The organism is Confluentibacter flavum (assembly GCF_002843175.1).
GTDB lineage: Bacteria > Bacteroidota > Bacteroidia > Flavobacteriales > Flavobacteriaceae > Confluentibacter > Confluentibacter flavum.
The window spans coordinates 1-17,820 of sequence record NZ_PJEO01000006.1 but is presented as its reverse complement, the minus strand read 5'-3'; the positions used below and the strand labels follow the sequence as shown (position 1 = coordinate 17,820).

The 17,820-nt window shown below is 35.3% G+C and carries 23 protein-coding genes; 2 read left to right on the top strand and 21 right to left on the bottom strand.

Annotation, left to right across the window (positions count from 1 at the left end; genetic code table 11):
- Window positions 1-104 precede the first annotated feature (104 nt).
- The gene (locus CSW08_RS01160; protein WP_106657880.1) at window positions 105-1,010 is read left to right on the top strand and encodes an IS982 family transposase; all 906 of its coding nucleotides are present in this window, start codon (window positions 105-107) and stop codon (window positions 1,008-1,010) included.
- Window positions 1,011-1,059: 49 nt separating this feature from the next.
- On the opposite strand, the gene CSW08_RS01155 is transcribed toward CSW08_RS01160, so the two are convergent.
- The 14 genes from CSW08_RS01155 to CSW08_RS01095 form a co-directional block, all read right to left on the bottom strand.
- Window positions 1,060-2,043 (bottom strand): Gfo/Idh/MocA family protein, encoded by a 984-nt coding sequence (locus CSW08_RS01155; protein WP_106658079.1) that lies wholly within the window; start codon window positions 2,041-2,043, stop codon window positions 1,060-1,062.
- A gap of 108 nt (window positions 2,044-2,151) precedes the next feature.
- Window positions 2,152-2,871, bottom strand: coding sequence for a YebC/PmpR family DNA-binding transcriptional regulator (locus tag CSW08_RS01150; protein ID WP_106658078.1), 720 nt, complete (start codon window positions 2,869-2,871; stop codon window positions 2,152-2,154).
- A 333-nt stretch (window positions 2,872-3,204) separates the two neighbouring features.
- Complete coding sequence (locus CSW08_RS01145) at window positions 3,205-3,501, bottom strand: 4a-hydroxytetrahydrobiopterin dehydratase (RefSeq protein WP_106658077.1); 297 nt, start codon at window positions 3,499-3,501, stop codon at window positions 3,205-3,207.
- Between the two features lie 49 nt (window positions 3,502-3,550).
- A complete protein-coding gene (locus CSW08_RS01140; RefSeq protein ID WP_106658076.1) occupies window positions 3,551-4,387 on the bottom strand; it encodes a sugar nucleotide-binding protein in 837 nt (278 codons plus the stop codon).
- A 24-nt stretch (window positions 4,388-4,411) separates the two neighbouring features.
- Window positions 4,412-5,329, bottom strand: coding sequence for a glutaminase (locus CSW08_RS01135; RefSeq protein ID WP_106658075.1), 918 nt, complete (start codon window positions 5,327-5,329; stop codon window positions 4,412-4,414).
- Window positions 5,329-6,411: a glycine cleavage system aminomethyltransferase GcvT gene (gene gcvT, locus CSW08_RS01130; RefSeq protein WP_106658074.1), complete on the bottom strand. Its 1,083-nt coding sequence runs from the start codon at window positions 6,409-6,411 to the stop codon at window positions 5,329-5,331. Before gcvT ends, CSW08_RS01135 begins: the two co-directional genes overlap by 1 nt.
- 198 nt (window positions 6,412-6,609) lie before the next feature.
- Window positions 6,610-6,717, bottom strand: a complete 108-nt coding sequence (locus CSW08_RS18330) for a hypothetical protein (protein WP_238987173.1) — start codon at window positions 6,715-6,717, stop codon at window positions 6,610-6,612.
- A 150-nt stretch (window positions 6,718-6,867) separates the two neighbouring features.
- Complete coding sequence (locus CSW08_RS01125) at window positions 6,868-7,497, bottom strand: class I SAM-dependent methyltransferase (protein WP_106658073.1); 630 nt, start codon at window positions 7,495-7,497, stop codon at window positions 6,868-6,870.
- Window positions 7,498-7,645: 148 nt separating this feature from the next.
- Entirely contained in the window at window positions 7,646-8,335 is a 690-nt protein-coding gene (locus CSW08_RS01120; RefSeq protein WP_106658072.1) for an aromatic aminobenezylarsenical efflux permease ArsG family transporter, read from the bottom strand.
- Window positions 8,336-8,773, bottom strand: coding sequence for a nitrophenyl compound nitroreductase subunit ArsF family protein (locus tag CSW08_RS01115; protein WP_106658071.1), 438 nt, complete (start codon window positions 8,771-8,773; stop codon window positions 8,336-8,338).
- A 20-nt stretch (window positions 8,774-8,793) separates the two neighbouring features.
- Window positions 8,794-9,768, bottom strand: coding sequence for a permease (locus tag CSW08_RS01110; RefSeq protein ID WP_106658070.1), 975 nt, complete (start codon window positions 9,766-9,768; stop codon window positions 8,794-8,796).
- Entirely contained in the window at window positions 9,761-10,165 is a 405-nt protein-coding gene (locus CSW08_RS01105) for an OsmC family protein (protein ID WP_106658069.1), read from the bottom strand. The genes CSW08_RS01110 and CSW08_RS01105 overlap by 8 nt, the downstream gene beginning before the upstream one ends.
- A gap of 4 nt (window positions 10,166-10,169) precedes the next feature.
- Window positions 10,170-10,406: a thioredoxin family protein gene (locus CSW08_RS01100; RefSeq protein WP_106658068.1), complete on the bottom strand. Its 237-nt coding sequence runs from the start codon at window positions 10,404-10,406 to the stop codon at window positions 10,170-10,172.
- A gap of 49 nt (window positions 10,407-10,455) precedes the next feature.
- A complete protein-coding gene (locus CSW08_RS01095) occupies window positions 10,456-10,761 on the bottom strand; it encodes an ArsR/SmtB family transcription factor (protein WP_106658067.1) in 306 nt (101 codons plus the stop codon).
- 367 nt (window positions 10,762-11,128) lie between these two features.
- Between CSW08_RS01095 and CSW08_RS01090 the strand changes: the two genes are divergently transcribed.
- The gene (locus CSW08_RS01090; RefSeq protein ID WP_106658066.1) at window positions 11,129-11,920 is read left to right on the top strand and encodes a glycosyltransferase family 2 protein; all 792 of its coding nucleotides are present in this window, start codon (window positions 11,129-11,131) and stop codon (window positions 11,918-11,920) included.
- A gap of 224 nt (window positions 11,921-12,144) precedes the next feature.
- Here the strand turns inward: CSW08_RS01090 and CSW08_RS01085 are convergent, their stop codons facing one another.
- From CSW08_RS01085 to tnpA, 7 genes are all read right to left on the bottom strand, one after another.
- A complete protein-coding gene (locus CSW08_RS01085) occupies window positions 12,145-13,401 on the bottom strand; it encodes a cation:proton antiporter (protein ID WP_106658065.1) in 1,257 nt (418 codons plus the stop codon).
- A 282-nt stretch (window positions 13,402-13,683) separates the two neighbouring features.
- A complete protein-coding gene (locus CSW08_RS01080) occupies window positions 13,684-14,301 on the bottom strand; it encodes a TlpA family protein disulfide reductase (protein WP_106658064.1) in 618 nt (205 codons plus the stop codon).
- Window positions 14,302-14,311: 10 nt separating this feature from the next.
- Window positions 14,312-15,877: a bifunctional metallophosphatase/5'-nucleotidase gene (locus CSW08_RS01075; protein ID WP_394337019.1), complete on the bottom strand. Its 1,566-nt coding sequence runs from the start codon at window positions 15,875-15,877 to the stop codon at window positions 14,312-14,314.
- A gap of 97 nt (window positions 15,878-15,974) precedes the next feature.
- Entirely contained in the window at window positions 15,975-16,397 is a 423-nt protein-coding gene (locus tag CSW08_RS01070; protein ID WP_106658062.1) for a sulfur reduction protein DsrE, read from the bottom strand.
- A gap of 5 nt (window positions 16,398-16,402) precedes the next feature.
- Entirely contained in the window at window positions 16,403-16,804 is a 402-nt protein-coding gene (locus CSW08_RS01065; RefSeq protein WP_106658061.1) for a DoxX family protein, read from the bottom strand.
- A 109-nt stretch (window positions 16,805-16,913) separates the two neighbouring features.
- Window positions 16,914-17,216 carry a hypothetical protein gene (locus tag CSW08_RS01060; RefSeq protein WP_106658060.1) on the bottom strand — a complete coding sequence of 101 codons (303 nt, stop codon included), beginning with the start codon at window positions 17,214-17,216 and terminating at the stop codon, window positions 16,914-16,916.
- A 48-nt stretch (window positions 17,217-17,264) separates the two neighbouring features.
- The gene (gene tnpA, locus CSW08_RS01055; RefSeq protein ID WP_106658059.1) at window positions 17,265-17,717 is read right to left on the bottom strand and encodes an IS200/IS605 family transposase; all 453 of its coding nucleotides are present in this window, start codon (window positions 17,715-17,717) and stop codon (window positions 17,265-17,267) included.
- Window positions 17,718-17,820: the final 103 nt, after the last annotated feature.

The window sequence follows — 17,820 nt, the reverse complement described above, 5'->3', positions numbered from 1 at the left end:
TAACGTGAGTTCGACGTAAAAAAGTTGATTTATTTATAATAAAAAAGCGAAAAATTTAGTAAATTAAAGTTCTGAATTTCAATTATATAACTAAATATTTCGCTATGATTTCCGATTCTAAAATTACTGAAATTTTCTGTTCTATTGATGATTTTTGTCTTGAATTTGTCCCTTTTTGGCAAAAAAGCCTACTGGCCAATGGAAAAAAGCGCACCAGAGCTTCAAAAATGGGCCTCTCTGAAGTAATGACCATTCAAGTGCTTTTCCATTTATCCGGGTATAAAACCTTCAAGGATTTTTATATAGGCTATGTCTCAAAACATCTAACCAGTTATTTTCCAAACCTGGTATCCTATAATCGTATGGTGGAACTCAAAGGGCAAAGCTTTATGCCCCTGGCTATTTACCTCAAAGTTTGTGGATTGGCAAATTGTACGGGGATTAGTTTTATAGATTCTACGCCCCTAAGGGTTTGTGACAAGCGAAGAATTAACCAACATAGGGTATTCAAGGATTTGGCACAAAGGGGACAATGTTCCCTGGGTTGGTTCTATGGTTTCAAATTGCACATAATCACCAATGACCAAGGCGGTATCATTGATTTTATGATAACTAAAGGCAATGTGGATGATAGAAAACCTTTACGCTTCAAAGCCTTTGTTAAAAAGCTGTTTGGGAAGCTCTTTGGTGACAAAGGCTACATCTCCAAAGATCTATTTACTGAGTTGTTCTATAATGGAGTGCATCTGGTAACCAAGCTTAAAAAGAACATGAAAACAAAACTATTGACCCCTGTGCAAGATGCTTATCATTTAAGAAAAAGGGCCATTATCGAAACTATTTTTGACCAACTCAAGAACATTTGCCAAGTTGAACATTCTAGACATAGAAGCGTAACCAACTACTTCAATAATATTTTTGCCTCACTTATTGCCTATAATTTTAAAGATAGAAAACCTTCTTTAAAAAACAACTTCGTCGATACAAAGCAACTGTATTTAACTTTATAATTACATCGAACTCACGTTAGTTAATATTATTGGTTTTATTTTTCAAAAGCTATATTCTTCCCAGAATTTTATCCATGATCCAACTTGTATGAAGTGCCGTTTCACTTGTGGATGGATGAGTGAATTCTGGAGTAAACAATGCTGCTTTTAAATTTTCAACATGATTCATTTGAACATGTTTTGGATTTTCAATAAAAAGTGATTCCGTCTTCGTGTCACTTTTTAATGTTAAAAATTCATCTTTAAAGATAGGGAATTCTATTTGTCCTTTACTTCCATAAATAATAACGTTGTCATCATATGTATTACAACCAAAATTCCAAGTTCCGGAACCTGTTATACCAGTTTCGTGAATCCAACAGGCAGTTATGGCATCATAAGCAGAATATAAGTTTTGCTGATTCAAGCTAAAACCTTTCACGTCTTTGATATTTCCTAAAAGGAATGTAAATAAATCAAGTCCATGGCTAGCCAAATCATCAAAATAGCCGCCGTTGGCAACTTTGGCATCGGTTCGCCAATTATAATCACCTAACAAATCCGTAGCGCTGGGATATTTGTTTAATTGCCAAGAAATATGTCTAACATCACCAATATAGCTTTCATCTAACCACTCTTTTATTTTAAGAAATCTTGGTAATGAGCGTCTATAATAAGCAACGAATAGGGGCGTGTTGGCTTCCTTAAAGGCGTTATAAATCACTAAGCTATCAGCATAACTAGGCGATAGTGGTTTTTCAATACAACACGTTTTTTTAGCTTTGGCTACTTTTAAGCCATAAAATTTATGGGTATCTGGAGGCGTTGCAATATAAATGGCATCAATATCAGGGTCATTGATTAAAGCATCTGCATTTGTATAGTATTTTTCTATTTGATGCCTGCTGGCATAATCCTTAAGTTTTTCTTCATCTCGCCTCATCACGGCTTTTAAATCAAAACCATGCGTTAGTTTGTAAGGAGGACCGCTTTTAACTTCTGTGACATCGCCACAACCAATAATTCCCCAATTAATTATTTTGTAATCTTCCATGCTGTTTTTAATTTAATAAATATGAAGCTAAAAGAGACTTATTAGTTTCAATATGAAAATAAAAAAGAGAGTAACAACCCTCTTTAAAATGTATTAAAATAAAACAAATTAATTCTCACTTTCTTCCATGGTGTGATACACGTTTTGCACGTCATCATCATCATCCAGTTTCTCTAAAAGTTTTTCGACATCCAGTATTTGTTCTGGAGTTAGTTTTTTGGTGACCTGAGGAATGCGTTCAAATCCAGATGATAGTATTTCAATACCTTTGGCTTCTATGGCGGCTTGAATGGCACCATAACTTTCAAAAGGAGCGTAAATTAAAATACCATCTTCATCCGCAAAAACTTCTTCGGCACCATAATCTATAAATTCCAATTCCACTTCTTCGGGGTCTAATCCTTCTGCATTAATTCGGAAATTACACGTATGATCAAACATAAACACTACCGAACCCGACGTACCTAAACTTCCATCACATTTATTAAAATAGCTACGGACATTGGCTACGGTTCTGGTATTATTATCCGTGGCGGTTTCTACCAATACGGCAATACCATGGGGTGCATAGCCTTCAAAAATGACTTCTTTATAATCGCCTTGACCTTTTTCGCTGGCTTTTTTAATGGCGCGTTCCACATTATCCTTAGGCATATTTACTGCCTTGGCATTTTGTATCACCGCTCTTAAACGTGAATTGCTCACTGGGTCGGGACCACCTTCTTTTACCGCCATGACAATGTCTTTACCAATTCGAGTAAAGGCTTTGCTCATGGCAGACCAACGTTTCATTTTACGTGCTTTTCTAAATTCAAAAGCTCTTCCCATAATTTAGTTTAATGTTAAAAAGTTTAATGTTCAAGGTTTTTAAACCGTCGCAAAATTAAAAAATTTTAGAAATTGAAATCATTATAATCAGACCCAATATGCATTTTGATGAAAATTTGGCAATTAACTTCGTTCAGTTCGGCTCTGCCTCGTGTCGAGTGTCCCGATAACTATCGGGATTACACGTTTTTCATGTGTGAAATCTGTATCGAGAATCAAATTTTAATCAATAAACCAATGTTCTCGATACAATTTTCTAAGGAAAATCACTCGAACTGACATTAAATAATGATAAAGTTCCAAAATCCTCAACGGGTTAATCAATGTATTTAATTATTCTTCATCTTCTGGTTCTACAATACTTTCTATGGCTTCGGCTAGTTTAAAATCTAAATCAGAGACACCATTTACACTGTGCGTTGATAATGATATGGTAAGCACATTATAAACATTGGACCAATCGGGATGGTGATTAAGTGCTTCACATTCAAAAGCGATTCGGCTCATGGCACTGAAGCAATCTTTAAAATTTTCGAATTCAAATTCCGCATGAATGGCATCATCGTAATAATCCCAATCTGGAAAGCGAAGTAATTTTACTCTTATCTCTTCTTCTGAAAGTTTATTCATCTTTTAAATTTTTTGTGTGTTTGTATGCTTACAATTTAACAATTAAAAATCAATTATATTTTAATTCTGAAATAATTTCTTGGCTGGTTAACTGCAAATGTTTTGGCAACACGTTGTGTTTTGGCAATACCGCCAAATATCTATCTTCGTTTGTGGTAAATACTTTTTTATAGATGGCTTTATTGTCGCTATCAATAACATCAATCATTTCTTTGATGAAATCATCATGGTGCACTAAATCGTTACTTCCCAAATGAAAAATGCCAAATTTATTACGATTGATGATATAATGTATTTGCTGTGTCAATTTTGAATCGTTGTTGACGTTCATAATTAAATTTGGGAACACCTCCACAGGTTCGTTGTTTTTTAAATTTTGAAGAATCTCGAGTATTCTGGGCGATTGCGAACCAAACACCATGGGTAGCCTTAAAATAGTAACATGCTTTTTTGGTAATCGCAACAGCATATTTTCGATCTTTATTTTGAAATGCCCATAAATACTATTGCTTAACGTTTTATCATCTTCGTAACTTGGATATTTGCTATACGCATCAAACACATTGGCAGAAGATAAAAAAATCAACCACGTTTTATGTTCTAAAATATACTCGGCAATGTGTTTGTGCGCTATCACTTGGGCTGCAAAATCGCCACGAAGTGCTGAAATGATAATGGTAGGTTTCACATCATCTAGTATGTCATAAATATCATCTTCTTCAACAGCATATTGAAAAAAATGCTTATTCTTTTCGTAGTGTGTATTTTGAGTGCAATAGGTTCCAAAGGTTTTAAAATAGGAGCAGAGCTCCTTATAAATGGAACCACCAAGAAATCCGCTAGCCCCTAATATTAAAATTCTATGTTTCTCTTCTTTTTTTATCATACCTCACAGGACTTACCAAAATGTTTAAAAAATGGATAATTTTGTGGCGCTTGTAAATTGTTCCAAGGCCATCATACCTAATTGCGAATTTCCTTTTTTATTCAATCCAGGAGACCAAGTAGTAATGACAAATTTATCAGGCAATAAGGCTACAATGCCACCTCCAACACCACTTTTTCCGGGCAGACCTACTTCAAAGGCAAATTCACCCGCTTCATCATAAAATCCGCATGTTAACATGATGGCATTGATACGTTTTATCATGGATTCAGTCAGTTGGGCTTTATGTAATAAACTCGATCCTTTGTTTGCAAATAAATAAAATGCTTTGGTTAATTGTCTGCAGGACATCTCAATGGAACACTGATGAAAGTAAAAATACAAGACCTCATCCACACTGTTTTCCAGATTATTAAAGGATTTTAAAAGATTAGCCGCGGCATAATTTTTAAATCCTGTTATTTTTTCTGAATGTGCGACTTCTAAATTGAAGTCGATGGAATCATCACCAACCAAATCCCTGACGTAGTTTAAAAAATCTTGTTTCGGATTTTTTAAATATGAAATTAAGATATCAGCAATAACAATCGCTCCAGAATTGATTAAGGGATTTCTAGGAATCCCATTTTCTATCTCCAATAATGCCAAATGGTTAAAAGGGTTTCCAGAAGGCTCTACATCCACCCGTTTAAAAATGTCATTGCCAACCAGTGATGCCGCTTGAGAAAGCGCTAAAACTTTAGAAATACTTTGAATGGAAAATCGTGTATCGAAATCGCCCACACCATAACTATGACCATCTAATGTTCTTAAATGAATTCCAAAGTGATGTTTATCGACTTTTGCCAATTCAGGGATATAAGATGCCACCGTTCCTTTATCATCAAGAGATGTTAGTTCTTGATAAATGGTATTTAAAATAGATTGAAAATCTTGGCGCATTATACGTTATAAAAAGGCAATTTAACAATGGTTGCAGGTATGGCATTTTTACGGATTTGAATGTATATGGTATTACCAATCCCTGAAAAGCCAGTTGGCACATAGCCCAAACCAATGCCTTTATTTAGGCTGGGCGACATCGTTCCAGAGGTAACAATACCTATAATGTTGCCATTGTTATCTACAATATCGTAACCATGACGAGGAACACCACGTTCATTCAATTTAAATGCGACTAATTTACGTTTTGGTCCGTGTTCTTTTTCCGCTTTTAAAGCTTCAGAATTGGTAAAATTTTTGGTGAATTTTGTTATCCACCCCAAACCAGCTTCCAAAGGCGAGGTGGTATCGTCAATATCATTGCCATATAAGCAATAGCCCATTTCCAAACGCAAGGTATCACGAGCTGCTAAACCAATCGGCTTAATACCATAACTGGCGCCAACTTCAAATACCTTATCCCAAATTTGTTTCACTTCGCTGTTCTTGCAATAAATCTCAAATCCGCCACTACCAGTATAACCAGTGGCCGAAATAATCACATATTCAATCCCTGCAAAATCGGATACGACAAAATTGTAAAAATCGATGCTAGATAAATCATGACTTGATAAATTTTGCATCGCTTCAACAGCTTTTGGTCCTTGAATGGCAAGTAAGGAATAATCATCACTCAGATTACGCATCGTAGCACTCACATCATTTTTGGATTGTATCCAATTCCAATCCTTTTCAATATTACTCGCGTTTACGACCAATAAATATGTGTCTTCCTTAACTCTATAAACAATTAAATCGTCCACAATACCACCCGTATCGTTGGGCATACAGCTGTATTGCGCCTTACCAATGGTCAATTTAGATGCATCATTAGTGGTTACTTTTTGTATTAACGCTAAAGCGTGTTCGCCTTCAATTAAAAACTCACCCATGTGCGATACATCAAATACGCCAACGGCGTTTCTAACGGTTTCGTGTTCGGCATTTACACCTTCATACTGTACCGGCATATTAAAGTCCGCAAAAGGCACCATTTTAGCACCAAGGGCTTCGTGAGTCTCTGTTAAAGCTGTGTTTTTCATTGGAAATGATATATTTTTTATTCCCGCGAACCCGATCGCTATCGGGAGGGAATCTTTTATTTTTTAACGGAAACAAAAGTATTGAAATTATATGGATTTGTTTTTAACGGGACGTTAAATTGGGTTTATGGTGATGTTGAGGATTATATGATTGGCTGATTTGAAGATGATACGATGATATAATGATGTGATTTTTTATTAATGGCGTTCTAGGGTCCCTAATATTTTTCCAAGTAACTTAATGATACTTAATAACTTTTCGCTCAATGTTATGTCGTATGGATAGTTTTTTGCTTCTTTACACAATTCCAGCCAGTATTCTGTTTCATCTGCTTCTTTGGCAGCAATTTTTTAATTTATGAATAAAATTCGCCTTACTTTCAGCGTTTTGTGCTTCTCTGATATTTGAATATATGATTAAAATCAATCCATTTTCAAATCAGTGAATCTTCAAATCTATACCACAGCTATTTTTTTAAAACTGCAAAACACAAAATTTTGAATGGTATCAAACGGTGTTTTGTGGTCTAGTGTGATGCACTTTATTTTCTCAAAGACGCTTTTTAGTCGCTCCGTCATCGAGTTTTCTGAATATTGCTTGATTTCAATGCCGCTACATTTGGTGGGACCTTGTTCAGAAAAAGTCCCAATAACCAAAACACCCGTAGGTTTTATATGCTGTTGCGCCGTTTTAATGTAATTTGAAATATCCTGTTCATCCGTTAGAAAATGAAAGGCAGCGCGATCGTGCCAAAAATCATATTGCTCGCTGGGTTGAAATTTGGTAGCATCTGCAACAATCCATGTGACGTTTTTTGCTCGGGTTCCAAGGCGTTTTTTTGCTCGTTCAATAGCAGCTTCCGAAATATCAAGCACACTAATATCCTCATAACCTTTTTCAAGTAAATGATCGACCAAAAAACTATCGCCTCCGCCAATATCAATAATTTTAGCCGTTGTTGGCAGGTTACATTGTTTAATAAAGTCAAGTGAGGTTTCAGGTGTTGGTTCATACCAACTTACTTCAATTAGTTCTTTGGTTTGGTAAATGGTTTCCCAATGCTTTTTTCTATCGAAATGTTCCATGATTAGTTATAAATCGGTGATTTCCCAATTTATATGGCACACCTTTTTACACAAAAGTATTGAAATTATATGGATTAGTTTTAAGAGGTATTTGTTAAAATGGGATTGGTATAGACTAGTTATGGATCAAGATTTAAGGATTATATGACTAATTCCATAATCCCATAAAAATGGAAACATAATACAAGCCTGTGATTCTACGCATTACTTTTTCAACTTTTGAAATGCTTTTGTAAAACACGCCGACTTTACTGGCTGTAAAGGCTAATAAATACGTAAAAAGAAGGACTGGCAATCCCGTGCCAAATGCGAACACGATGGGTAAATAAAGACCGTCAGCCGATGCAATGGTCATAGGTATTAGCATGCCAAAAAACAAAGCACCACTATACGGACAAAATGCCAAGGCAAATACAACACCTATCAAAAATGAGCCAAGAAGCCCTTTGTCTTTAAATTTTTCTGAGAGTTTTTCTTGAAAATTTGCTTTTCCTAAGAATTTAAGTTTAATCACATTGAGCATGATTAAACCAATAATAATCAGCAAAGGGCCTAAATACTTTTCGCCATTTTGATTAAAAAACCGCGCTATGTGAAATTTACTTGCTCCAAAATACAAGATCAATCCAATGGTGGTATAACTAAATCCCCTTCCTAATGAATACAACAGACCACTTAAAAACACCTTCTTTTTACTTGAAATGTTTTTTGAAATAAACGCCGTCGCCGTGATATTGGTCGTCAATGGACACGGACTAATGGCTGTCATTAGTCCGAGTACAAAAGCAGATACAATCGGAATATTATAATCTTCAATAAGCGATTGTAATAATTCCATTTAAAGCGTTTTTAATGCACCATCAATTTTTGATTTCAATTCTTTTGAAAACGCGTCCTGATCGTTGCCTTTCATAAAAGCAAATTCGGTTAAATCCAGTTTGGTTTCTTTACCATTTTTAATCACATTTAAAAATAGCGAAGTGCCAGATGCTTCGAATTTTTCAGCTAATGCTTCGTTTTCTTTTTTATCAACATTAATCACTTGAAACGTGATTTTTCCTTTTTTTACTTCATCTGCAAAATAAATATCTAAGGTATATTTGGTGCTCGCTTCAATAGCGTTACAGGTCATACACCTGTTAGTGGAGTGAAAGTCAAGAACTTCAATTTTAGAAACAGATGTTTTTAAAGCATTGTCTTTGCTTTTATCTTGTCCGTTGCAAGAAGCAAGTACAAAACTGATGGCTACTAGTGTAAAAATTTTAATTGTGTTCATAGGTTGTATTGATTTAGAGTTTATAATAATACATTGAATAAAAATCCTGAAAGGATGATGAATAACGTTACGATTCCAAAGTAAATGGCAATCAGTTTTAGGGTCATTACTTTTTTAAGTAAAGTGGCTTCTGGAATGGACAAACCTACGGTTGCCATCATAAACGCAATGGCAGTACCAAGCGGCACACCTTTGGCTACAAATACTTGAATTACTGGAACGATTCCTGCAGCATTGGCATACATGGGCACGGCAATAATCACGGCAAGTGGCACGGTCCACCATTGTCCACCACCTAAATATTGTCCAAAGAAGTTTTCAGGGACATAACCGTGCATGGCGGCACCAATGGCAATACCAATAATCACGTAAATTAAAACGCCTTTTACAATATCCCAAGCACTACGGGTAATGTCTGGTAAACGTTGGCTAAAGGTTAGTTTTTCTTCCTCAAATTCTTTTTGTTGTATTTTTTTGTCTAAAATGGTCTTTACCCAATCAGAAAGTAGAGGTTCAAGATTCAATTTTCCCAATAACCAACCGCCAATAGTGCCCAAAAGAATTCCGGAGCCTGCGTAGATTAGAGTTACTTTCCAGCCAAACATGCCAATAAACATGGCAATGGCCACTTCATTAACCAACGGTGATGTAATTAAAAATGCAAACGTGACGCCTAATGGAATCCCACCTTGTACAAAGCCAATGAATAAAGGCACAGAAGAACACGAACAAAATGGTGTGATCGCCCCGAAAACAGAAGCAAAAAAGTATTCCAATCCGTAGAGTTTTTTTCTGTGTAAATAGTCTTTTAATTTTTCAATAGGGAAGTAGGCGTTTATAATACCCATGATGAAAACAATCACAAACAATAGTAAGAGGATTTTCAGCGTATCGTACACAAAGAAATTTAGGGCAGTTCCTAAATGGGTGTCTGCACCAATGCTGAAAACGTTATAAATAAGCCAATCTGCTATATGTTGTATCCAATCAAACATGGTTAATTGTTATTGTGCCAGAAATAGCACAAGCCACCTTTACGGTATTGTAAATAGTGCCAAATTTTTCAATGTTTTTTTGTAGCAAGGTGGTGTTTATATTGGCATCACCGCTGTAAATGGTCAATTGATACCTAATGTTATCCATTCTTGGTGGATTCTCAAGGCGTGTTGCTTGAACGTCTAGTGGGGTTTTTGAAAAGGTGAACTTCATCATTTCCGAAAAACGCTCTACATTTTTAAGCATGCAAGCCGCAAAAGACCCTAAAAATAATTCGGCAGGATTTGGCAAGGTGTCAACCGTTTGCGCTGTTGTACCAAAACCGATGTCCGATTGTTTTATATGAATAACCGCATCCTCGTTGGAAACGGATGAGGCTTGGATTTGATAATTCATAACCTTAATTTAAAAGTTCCAAAACTTCCTGTTTTGAAGGCACTCTGCCTTTTATGGTCTCTACATCATCAATCACCAACGCTGGCGTGGTCATGATGTTGAAGGTCATAATCTCCATAATATCTTCTACTTTTTTAATCGTAGCATCGATATGGTTTTCTGAAACGACCTGTTTCACAACAGCCGTCATCGATTGGCATTTCGGACAACCAGTTCCTAAAATTTTAATTACTTTGCTCATGGTATTTGTATTTGTTTATCGCCAATAGACGATGTCATTATTAAAAAAATCAATCAAAAAACTCCTGAAACAAAGCTTTTGCTTTATTCCAATTGTCTTTGTTAATGCAGTATTTTATTTTTGGCGGTTTTAATTCTCCTTGAATGAGTCCGGCATTTTTTAATTCCTTAAGATGCTGCGACACGGTGGATTGCGCTAATGGAAACACCTCAACCAAATCGCCCGTAAAACAACACGATTGGTTTTCAAGATGTTTTATAATAGCAATACGTGTAGGATGCCCCAAGGCTTTAGCAAATCGTGCCAAGGCTTCGGTATCTTGATTATAAGCGATGGTTTCTAAACTTCTTTTCATCTGTTTATGTTTATTGTTTTTTAATTGTCAGGTGTAACAACCATTATATTTATGCTCGTGTGTGTGACGTTTTTTCTCATGGGTGTTTCATGTAAAGTTATGATTATAGCGGTGTCACAATATCAATCGTAAATTTACGATAGGTAGTTGGTGTGAAACATGATATTTGTCACGTTTCATTTTTTTTTCTTTTTTCTTTAATTTCATTTGAAATAAAAAAAATGAAAATAAGGGGACAAATATTACAGAAAGTAATAATCCGTGTTGATGATTTTTATGAAACTGTTAAAAATATATTATAAATACTACGGTACTATTTATAATGAAATTATTTGAATACATTTATCGTTAAATGATATGTTGTTTTATGTTGACTTTTGTAATTCCCGTTAAAAGCGAAAAAGTTTCGTCTGATTGGTCTCAATTTTGCCGATTATTTGAAAGAACGTTAATGTCCGTTTGTAATCAGACGGATGCAAATTTTAAAGTTGTTGTAGTTTGTCATGAACTACCACCAGTTGGATTTAAACATAATAACATTTATTATATACATGCAGATTTTGAACCACCTGTACCGCGCCCATCAGAAACTAAAGAAAGTATCACTAAGCGCCGGGAGATTGATAAGGGCGAAAAAATCAAGCTAGGAGTCGCGTATGCAAAAGAAAATTTTAATACGGACTATATAATGACTGTTGATTCAGATGATTTTATCAGCAATCGTCTTGCCGCTTACGTTAATACTAGTGGTAATGATGTAAATGGATGGCATATAAAAAGAGGTTATATTTATTTAGAGGGAAAAAATCACTTGTTCTTAACTCGTAAATTTAGTGACTTATGTGGAAGTTCAATTATTGTTAAGCCTGACCTAATAGAACACTTTTTTGGAACTGACCCAATTTTTTATTTTGATCATAAACTTAAAGTATTGAATAATAACATCATATTATCTGAATTTCCATTTGCTGGTGGCATATATAGTATGGCAAATGGAGAAAACCATTGGATGTCATTCCAAACTTTGAAAGGTTTGAACAACCATACTGGATGGTTTTCCAAACAGGGTATTAACAGAATTTATAGAAAATTACGAAATTATAGTTTTCGGTTTTTAACCCCAAGAATACAAAAAGAATTTAGTTTTCATAAACTATAAGAGTTTAGTGATTTCCCATATTAATTTTTATATTTTTTCAAATGGTGTCCGTCCAACTATAAGTAAAATGCTTTATTACTTTGACTTTGCTTTATACAAGTTAATTATATATTGAGATACAGAAATAAGCTCAGCACAACTAATCGAATATACCTGAAATTATCTACAAAAAAGAAATTAAGAATTAATCCGTCCTAATAGAAAACTTATAAACCGCTCTAGATTTATAAGGTTGCATTTTTTACTTTGTTAGAAGCATTACGCATTGCTATGTTTCTAGCCCCTTTTTGTGCAGAAAAGGTGGCGATAGTACAGGTTATCAATATCATAACAATAGTACCATTTAAAATAGTTTCATTTAATAACCTTATGGGTTCACCTGAACTTGTTTGTCCGATAATGGTGTTAAAACCCACTAACACTGCCGCCAGTGTCGCGGCTGCTTGCGCATTACTTAGCCCGAAAATAATGCGTCGTTCATCATTAGAGAAATGAAGTGTCTTTTGGGTTATCCAAGCGGCAATAAATTTGGATGAGGTGGCAATAACAGTCATAACAATAGCTACTTTTATGGTTTCTAAATCTTTAAAAAAAGCAGTATAATCGACTAGCATACCAACACTTATAAGAAAAAAAGGAATAAAAATAGCATGTCCAACAAATTCAACTCGGTTCATTAATAAAGAGTCGGTTGCAATTAATCTGTTAAGCGCTAACCCTGTTAAAAAAGCACCTATAATACCTTCTATACCGGCGCACTCCGCTAAAAATGCTCCAAGAAATACCATAGCCAACACAAAAATATATTGCGAAATAGTATCGTGGTAGCGTTTTAAAAACCATTTGGCTACAATAGGGAAAACAAACATGGTAATTAAAAAAAAGATGATGATGGAAATGGATAATCTTAACCAAAACATCAAATTAACCTCACCAGTATTCATACCAATAATAACGGCTAAGACCAATAATGACAAGGTATCTGTAATTACAGTACCGCCAACGGTAATATTTACGGCTTTAATTCTGTTAACCCCAAGCGCACTTAAAATAGGGTAGGCTATTAAGGTATGCGATGCATACATACTGGCTACCAGAATAGAGGAGGGGATGGATAATTTTAAAATATATAGACTTGAAAATGTTCCTAATATCATGGGAATTAAAAACGTAAGCATACCAAACCATAAACTTTTGGTTTTGTTTATTTTAAATTCTGCCATATCAATTTCTAAACCAGCTAAAAACATAATATAAAGTAAGCCAGCAGTACCCGATAAAATGATGCCACTATCCCGTAGCAATAAATTAAAACCATTGGGACCAACAATAGCTCCAGCGATGATAAGACCTAGTATATGGGGGATTTTAACTCTATTTAAAAAAATAGGGGTGAGCAAAATAATAATAAGAATGATGAGAAACTTAAGAATGGGGTTTGTAATAGGAAGCCCAAAAAGCATCAGATGTATTAAAACCATATCTCATTATTTTATGATGTAAAGATATATGGGAAATGATAATAAAAAATAAAAATCTAATCCCTTCTTACAGAAAACCTATAAATCGTTCTAGATTTATAGGTTTTATCTGGAGTTAATACCGTTTATTGAGTTAAAATGTCAAAATATCCTTTTCCTATAACAATCTAAAAGCTTCCCATTTTGTTTGGACTAAATTTTGGATGTTGTTTTAAATAATCTTTCATGGCCTCCACAGCATTTTTATCTAACTTTTTTCGGTTTTTTAGATCTTTGAGTTGTTTACTTCAAACTTCTCAGAAAACTTATGAATTCTAAATCGCTATAATCAGCCATGCCCTTGTGGGTCAAAGCGAGGTTTCCATCGGCATCAATAACATACGTCGTTGGAATAGCTGATGAGTCGTAAATGGCTGGCAAATTGCTTGCAGGTGCATAAATAGGCAAATTATAGCCTTTACGCTTGTCAAATTCTTTAGCCGTTGCAAAATCCTGATCGAGCGACAGCATTACAAAAGCGACTTCATCGCCCATTTCTTCATGTAGTTTATCAATACTTGGCATTTCGGCAATACAGGGCGGACACCACGTTGCCCATAAATTCATAAAGATGACCTTGCCTTTCAACTCTTCCAATGATGTGATGTTGCCGTCCTTATCAATCAATTTTAAAGTGAAATCTGCCTTGTTAGGCACAGGAGCAGTAGCCGTTTTACTGTCGCTTTTAGTGTTCCTATCTTCGGCTATTTTTTCCACATTGGGGTTCATTATTCCGGTGGCGAGAAGTCCGCGCTGTGCAAATCCGATGACCTCGGTATGCATTCCCGTAGCGTACAGTGTTATCGCCACTAAGGCAAAAATGCCATACTGTATCCAACTTTTCTTTTGTTTCTTATCCATAATTTATTTTTTATTGAAATTTGTAATTTGTTTTTGGTACGGTTGAAAAGGAATATGTGCCCAGATACTCACAATAAGCCCGGCCTTCCATGGTTGGCGATACGGGTGAATTTTTAGTGAGGTATTCCTCCACAACGTCATGAATGGTATAATCCTTTACTTCTACATCCTTTACATTGGGCATTCTACAAAGATTGTCAATAGGGTCTCCCGGACGAACACAGGCAGAAATAGTATAATATTGTTCGTCTTGCATCGGCACGCCATTAACAGAGATTTTTGAAATGCGGTTGCCTCTTTCGTTTTGACTGTTGAAATTGACCTTCATCCCTGAAAATCGTACCAGCCAACCACCAAAACGTTCATTGGGATTTTGAGCGAACGCATTGTGCATTTCTTTTTCCAACCAATCTTTAATCTGTTTTCCCGTTGCTTTTCCGGTTTTTACTTTTTCGTTTACCGGAAGTAGGTTCCATAAGTTTGCTCTTGTTATAGGAGCGGGCTTTCCATTTTCGGGTACGATGGGATTGCCAAACCGAAATCCGTTGGAAATAGCTATATCAGCACCTGTTTTCCATCGGGCGGCATCGGTAATCATATTGTCCATGGGGTTTTCAACGGTTAAATATCTATAAATAGGGTTGTTGGTATAGCCAATAACGGTTTCAAGATGTTCTTTGTAAGGTTTCTTTGCCTGGTTTACCAAAGATTGTATTTCTGGATTGGCCGGAAAAACTTCAGGATCGACGTCAATTAATTCATAGTCATCGGCAACCAATTTCCCATCTACAAAATGTAAGGTCAATTTCCCCACAAATGATCCAAAAGCACCAGGTTCTGTAACCTTTGCATATGTTCCTTGAATAGGCTTTCGTATGCGTTCGTGGGTATCATTGCCAAGAATATAGTCAACATTTTCCGTAATGGGGTTATTTGATAGTTCTACCTGTTTAAAAATGCCAATATGGGTCACCAAAAAAAGAATATCTATTTTTTCCTTTACCTTGATATCATCCACGGTTATTTTTAATTTTTCGTCAAGTCCGCTAAAGATAATGCCTTCACTAAACATAGGGTTTTGCCTAATAGGTACATCCGGATCGTTGATGCCTATGAACCCTAGTCGTATGCCTTCAATTTCCTTAACCCAATAGGTTGGAAACAGAGGTTCTTTGGAAGTATCATGATACATATTTTGGGCAATGATTTGGGTGTCATAGCCTTCCATAACATCCATCATAATTTGTTTTCCATAGACCACTTCCCAATTTCCGGGAATGATGACATCGTACTTCATTTTTTTTACAATCTCTGTCATGACGGAGCCTTCCGAAAGTGCCGTATAACCGCTGCCCTGAATCAAGTCTCCACCATCAACGATAATGGTCCTATTCGGGTTTTTTTTGCGTTCCTGATCAAAAATGGTTTTGATGTTCGCTAGTCCGCCACGGTTTTTATATACTATTTTTTCATTTTCCCAAAAAAGTTCGGGGTGGGTATCGAGCTGGCCGTGTATATCCGCAGTTTGTAATACGGTGATGCTTAAGGTGTCCTTTTGAGATGTTTTTCGTGTCATTTCCTTTATTTTATCAGATTTACAACTACTAAATACTATTGATGCTAGCAGAAGGAAGATGATATTCTTTGATTTATAAAATTTCATATTCTATGTATTAAAGAGTTATACTTTTGTATCCTTTCTTTTGAAGTTGAAAATTGTATAGAATACCATTTTCAACTGTTATTATTTCTTTGGGAACCTTGGTTTTATTGACCTTGAATTTGTTTAGAGAAAATCCGCAGGCTATTATTTGCACCCCGGCCGCGTTTGCCTTAGATATGAAATCACCCATTTTTTCCGGAGATGTAATATCACCGATTTGTTTTCCGCATATGATGACTTCAAATTTCCCAAAGTTAACTCCTTCATCTTGTTTTAAAGCTTTAGCAGTTAAAATAATGGGCTGCAATTGTTCGATGGTTTTGGTCAATACGACGTAATCATTTATGGTTGATGAATTTGTATCCTGTGCATGTATGGATAGTGTGAAAAATGTCAGGAAAAATAGTGTTGCTGTGATGAATATCGTTTTCATAAGTTTTATTTTATAGTGTTATTATCAAAATTGTTTAATACAAAAAACAACAAGGCACCAAGTATGGCAATGTTTTTAAACAAAGGCCCCAAGGTATTTATTTGTCCTATTTGTACGGTTAAGGTAATTGGTATTAAAACGGCTATCAAAGCAAGGGCTGCCCATTTGGTTTTATAGCCTATTAAAAAACTACAACCGGCCATAAGCATAACTATGCCTGAAGCTATTACTAACCAACTGGGATCTCCAAAGTAATAAGCAATCCCTTTGAAATTGGCTTGTTCTATTCGAGCTACTGTTTCTAGCGTGTTTAATAGATGTCCTAAACCAGCCACTAAAAATATGCCGCTGGCAAGAACCCGCAAAAGCTGAATAGAACGACTGTTGACTAAAATTTTTGTCATCATATGTTGTATTTGAATATAGATTCGAAATTACACTTTAAAGTGCTCACTAGAGAAATTCGCAAATGAATGAAACTGTAAATAATAGAAAATGTATTTAGAAAAAAAAGGATCAAATACTAAAACGGGGAGGAGGGTAATTGGAATTTTTATATATAACCCCATTGCCTAAAGTAGGATAATCAAAGGGGCTAAAAATGCTTTCTTGAATAATCTGTTGCCAAGATAAAGTCTTAATATCAGAAGGGGTAATACAACCTATTGAAACTGAACTAGAGGATGATTTTTCAGAAAAATTATTCTTATCAGAAGTGGTTGAATCGTTAGCATTTTTTATTTTTTTACAGTTGGGCTTTACAAGCGTGGTAGTAGATGAGTCAAAAATATAAACAATTGCTTTACCATCTATAGCCATACTTTTGACTGTAAATAATAAACTACCCCGGGGCAGAGCCCCGAAGTATTAGAAATCAAAAAGTGTAAGCTGAGCTTCATATACCTTTTGATATTTTATTTCTTTACCTTGATTTTCAATATATTTTTTGATAACATCTTTGTTCCCGTATTGACCTACTGTGTTTGCATAGTAACCACTTGTCCAAAAGTTTCCTCCCCAAAGCTTTGTCTTCACTTCAGGAAATCGTCTGAAAATTTCTTTCGCCGTGATACTCTTTACTTTCATACAAATTTCACTCACCGACAAACTGGGAACACTTTGTATTAAAAAATGAACATGGTTTTCTTCATAACCAACTTCCACAAAATGTATTTCATAGCGTTGTGACAAATCAATACATATTTCTTTCAAACCAAATCCAACTTCCTCTGTAATAACTGAATTCCTATATTTTACAGGAAAAACTAAATGATACAGAAGTAATGTTTTGTTATGTCTTTTTAAAATATGATCATCCATAGTTCAAAACTACACTTTTTCAAAGTGTTATGAAAAACCATCCGTTTTTCAAACTTTTCCTCTATTGTCCCCGAGGCAGAGCCTCGAGGTATTTTCTTCGAAT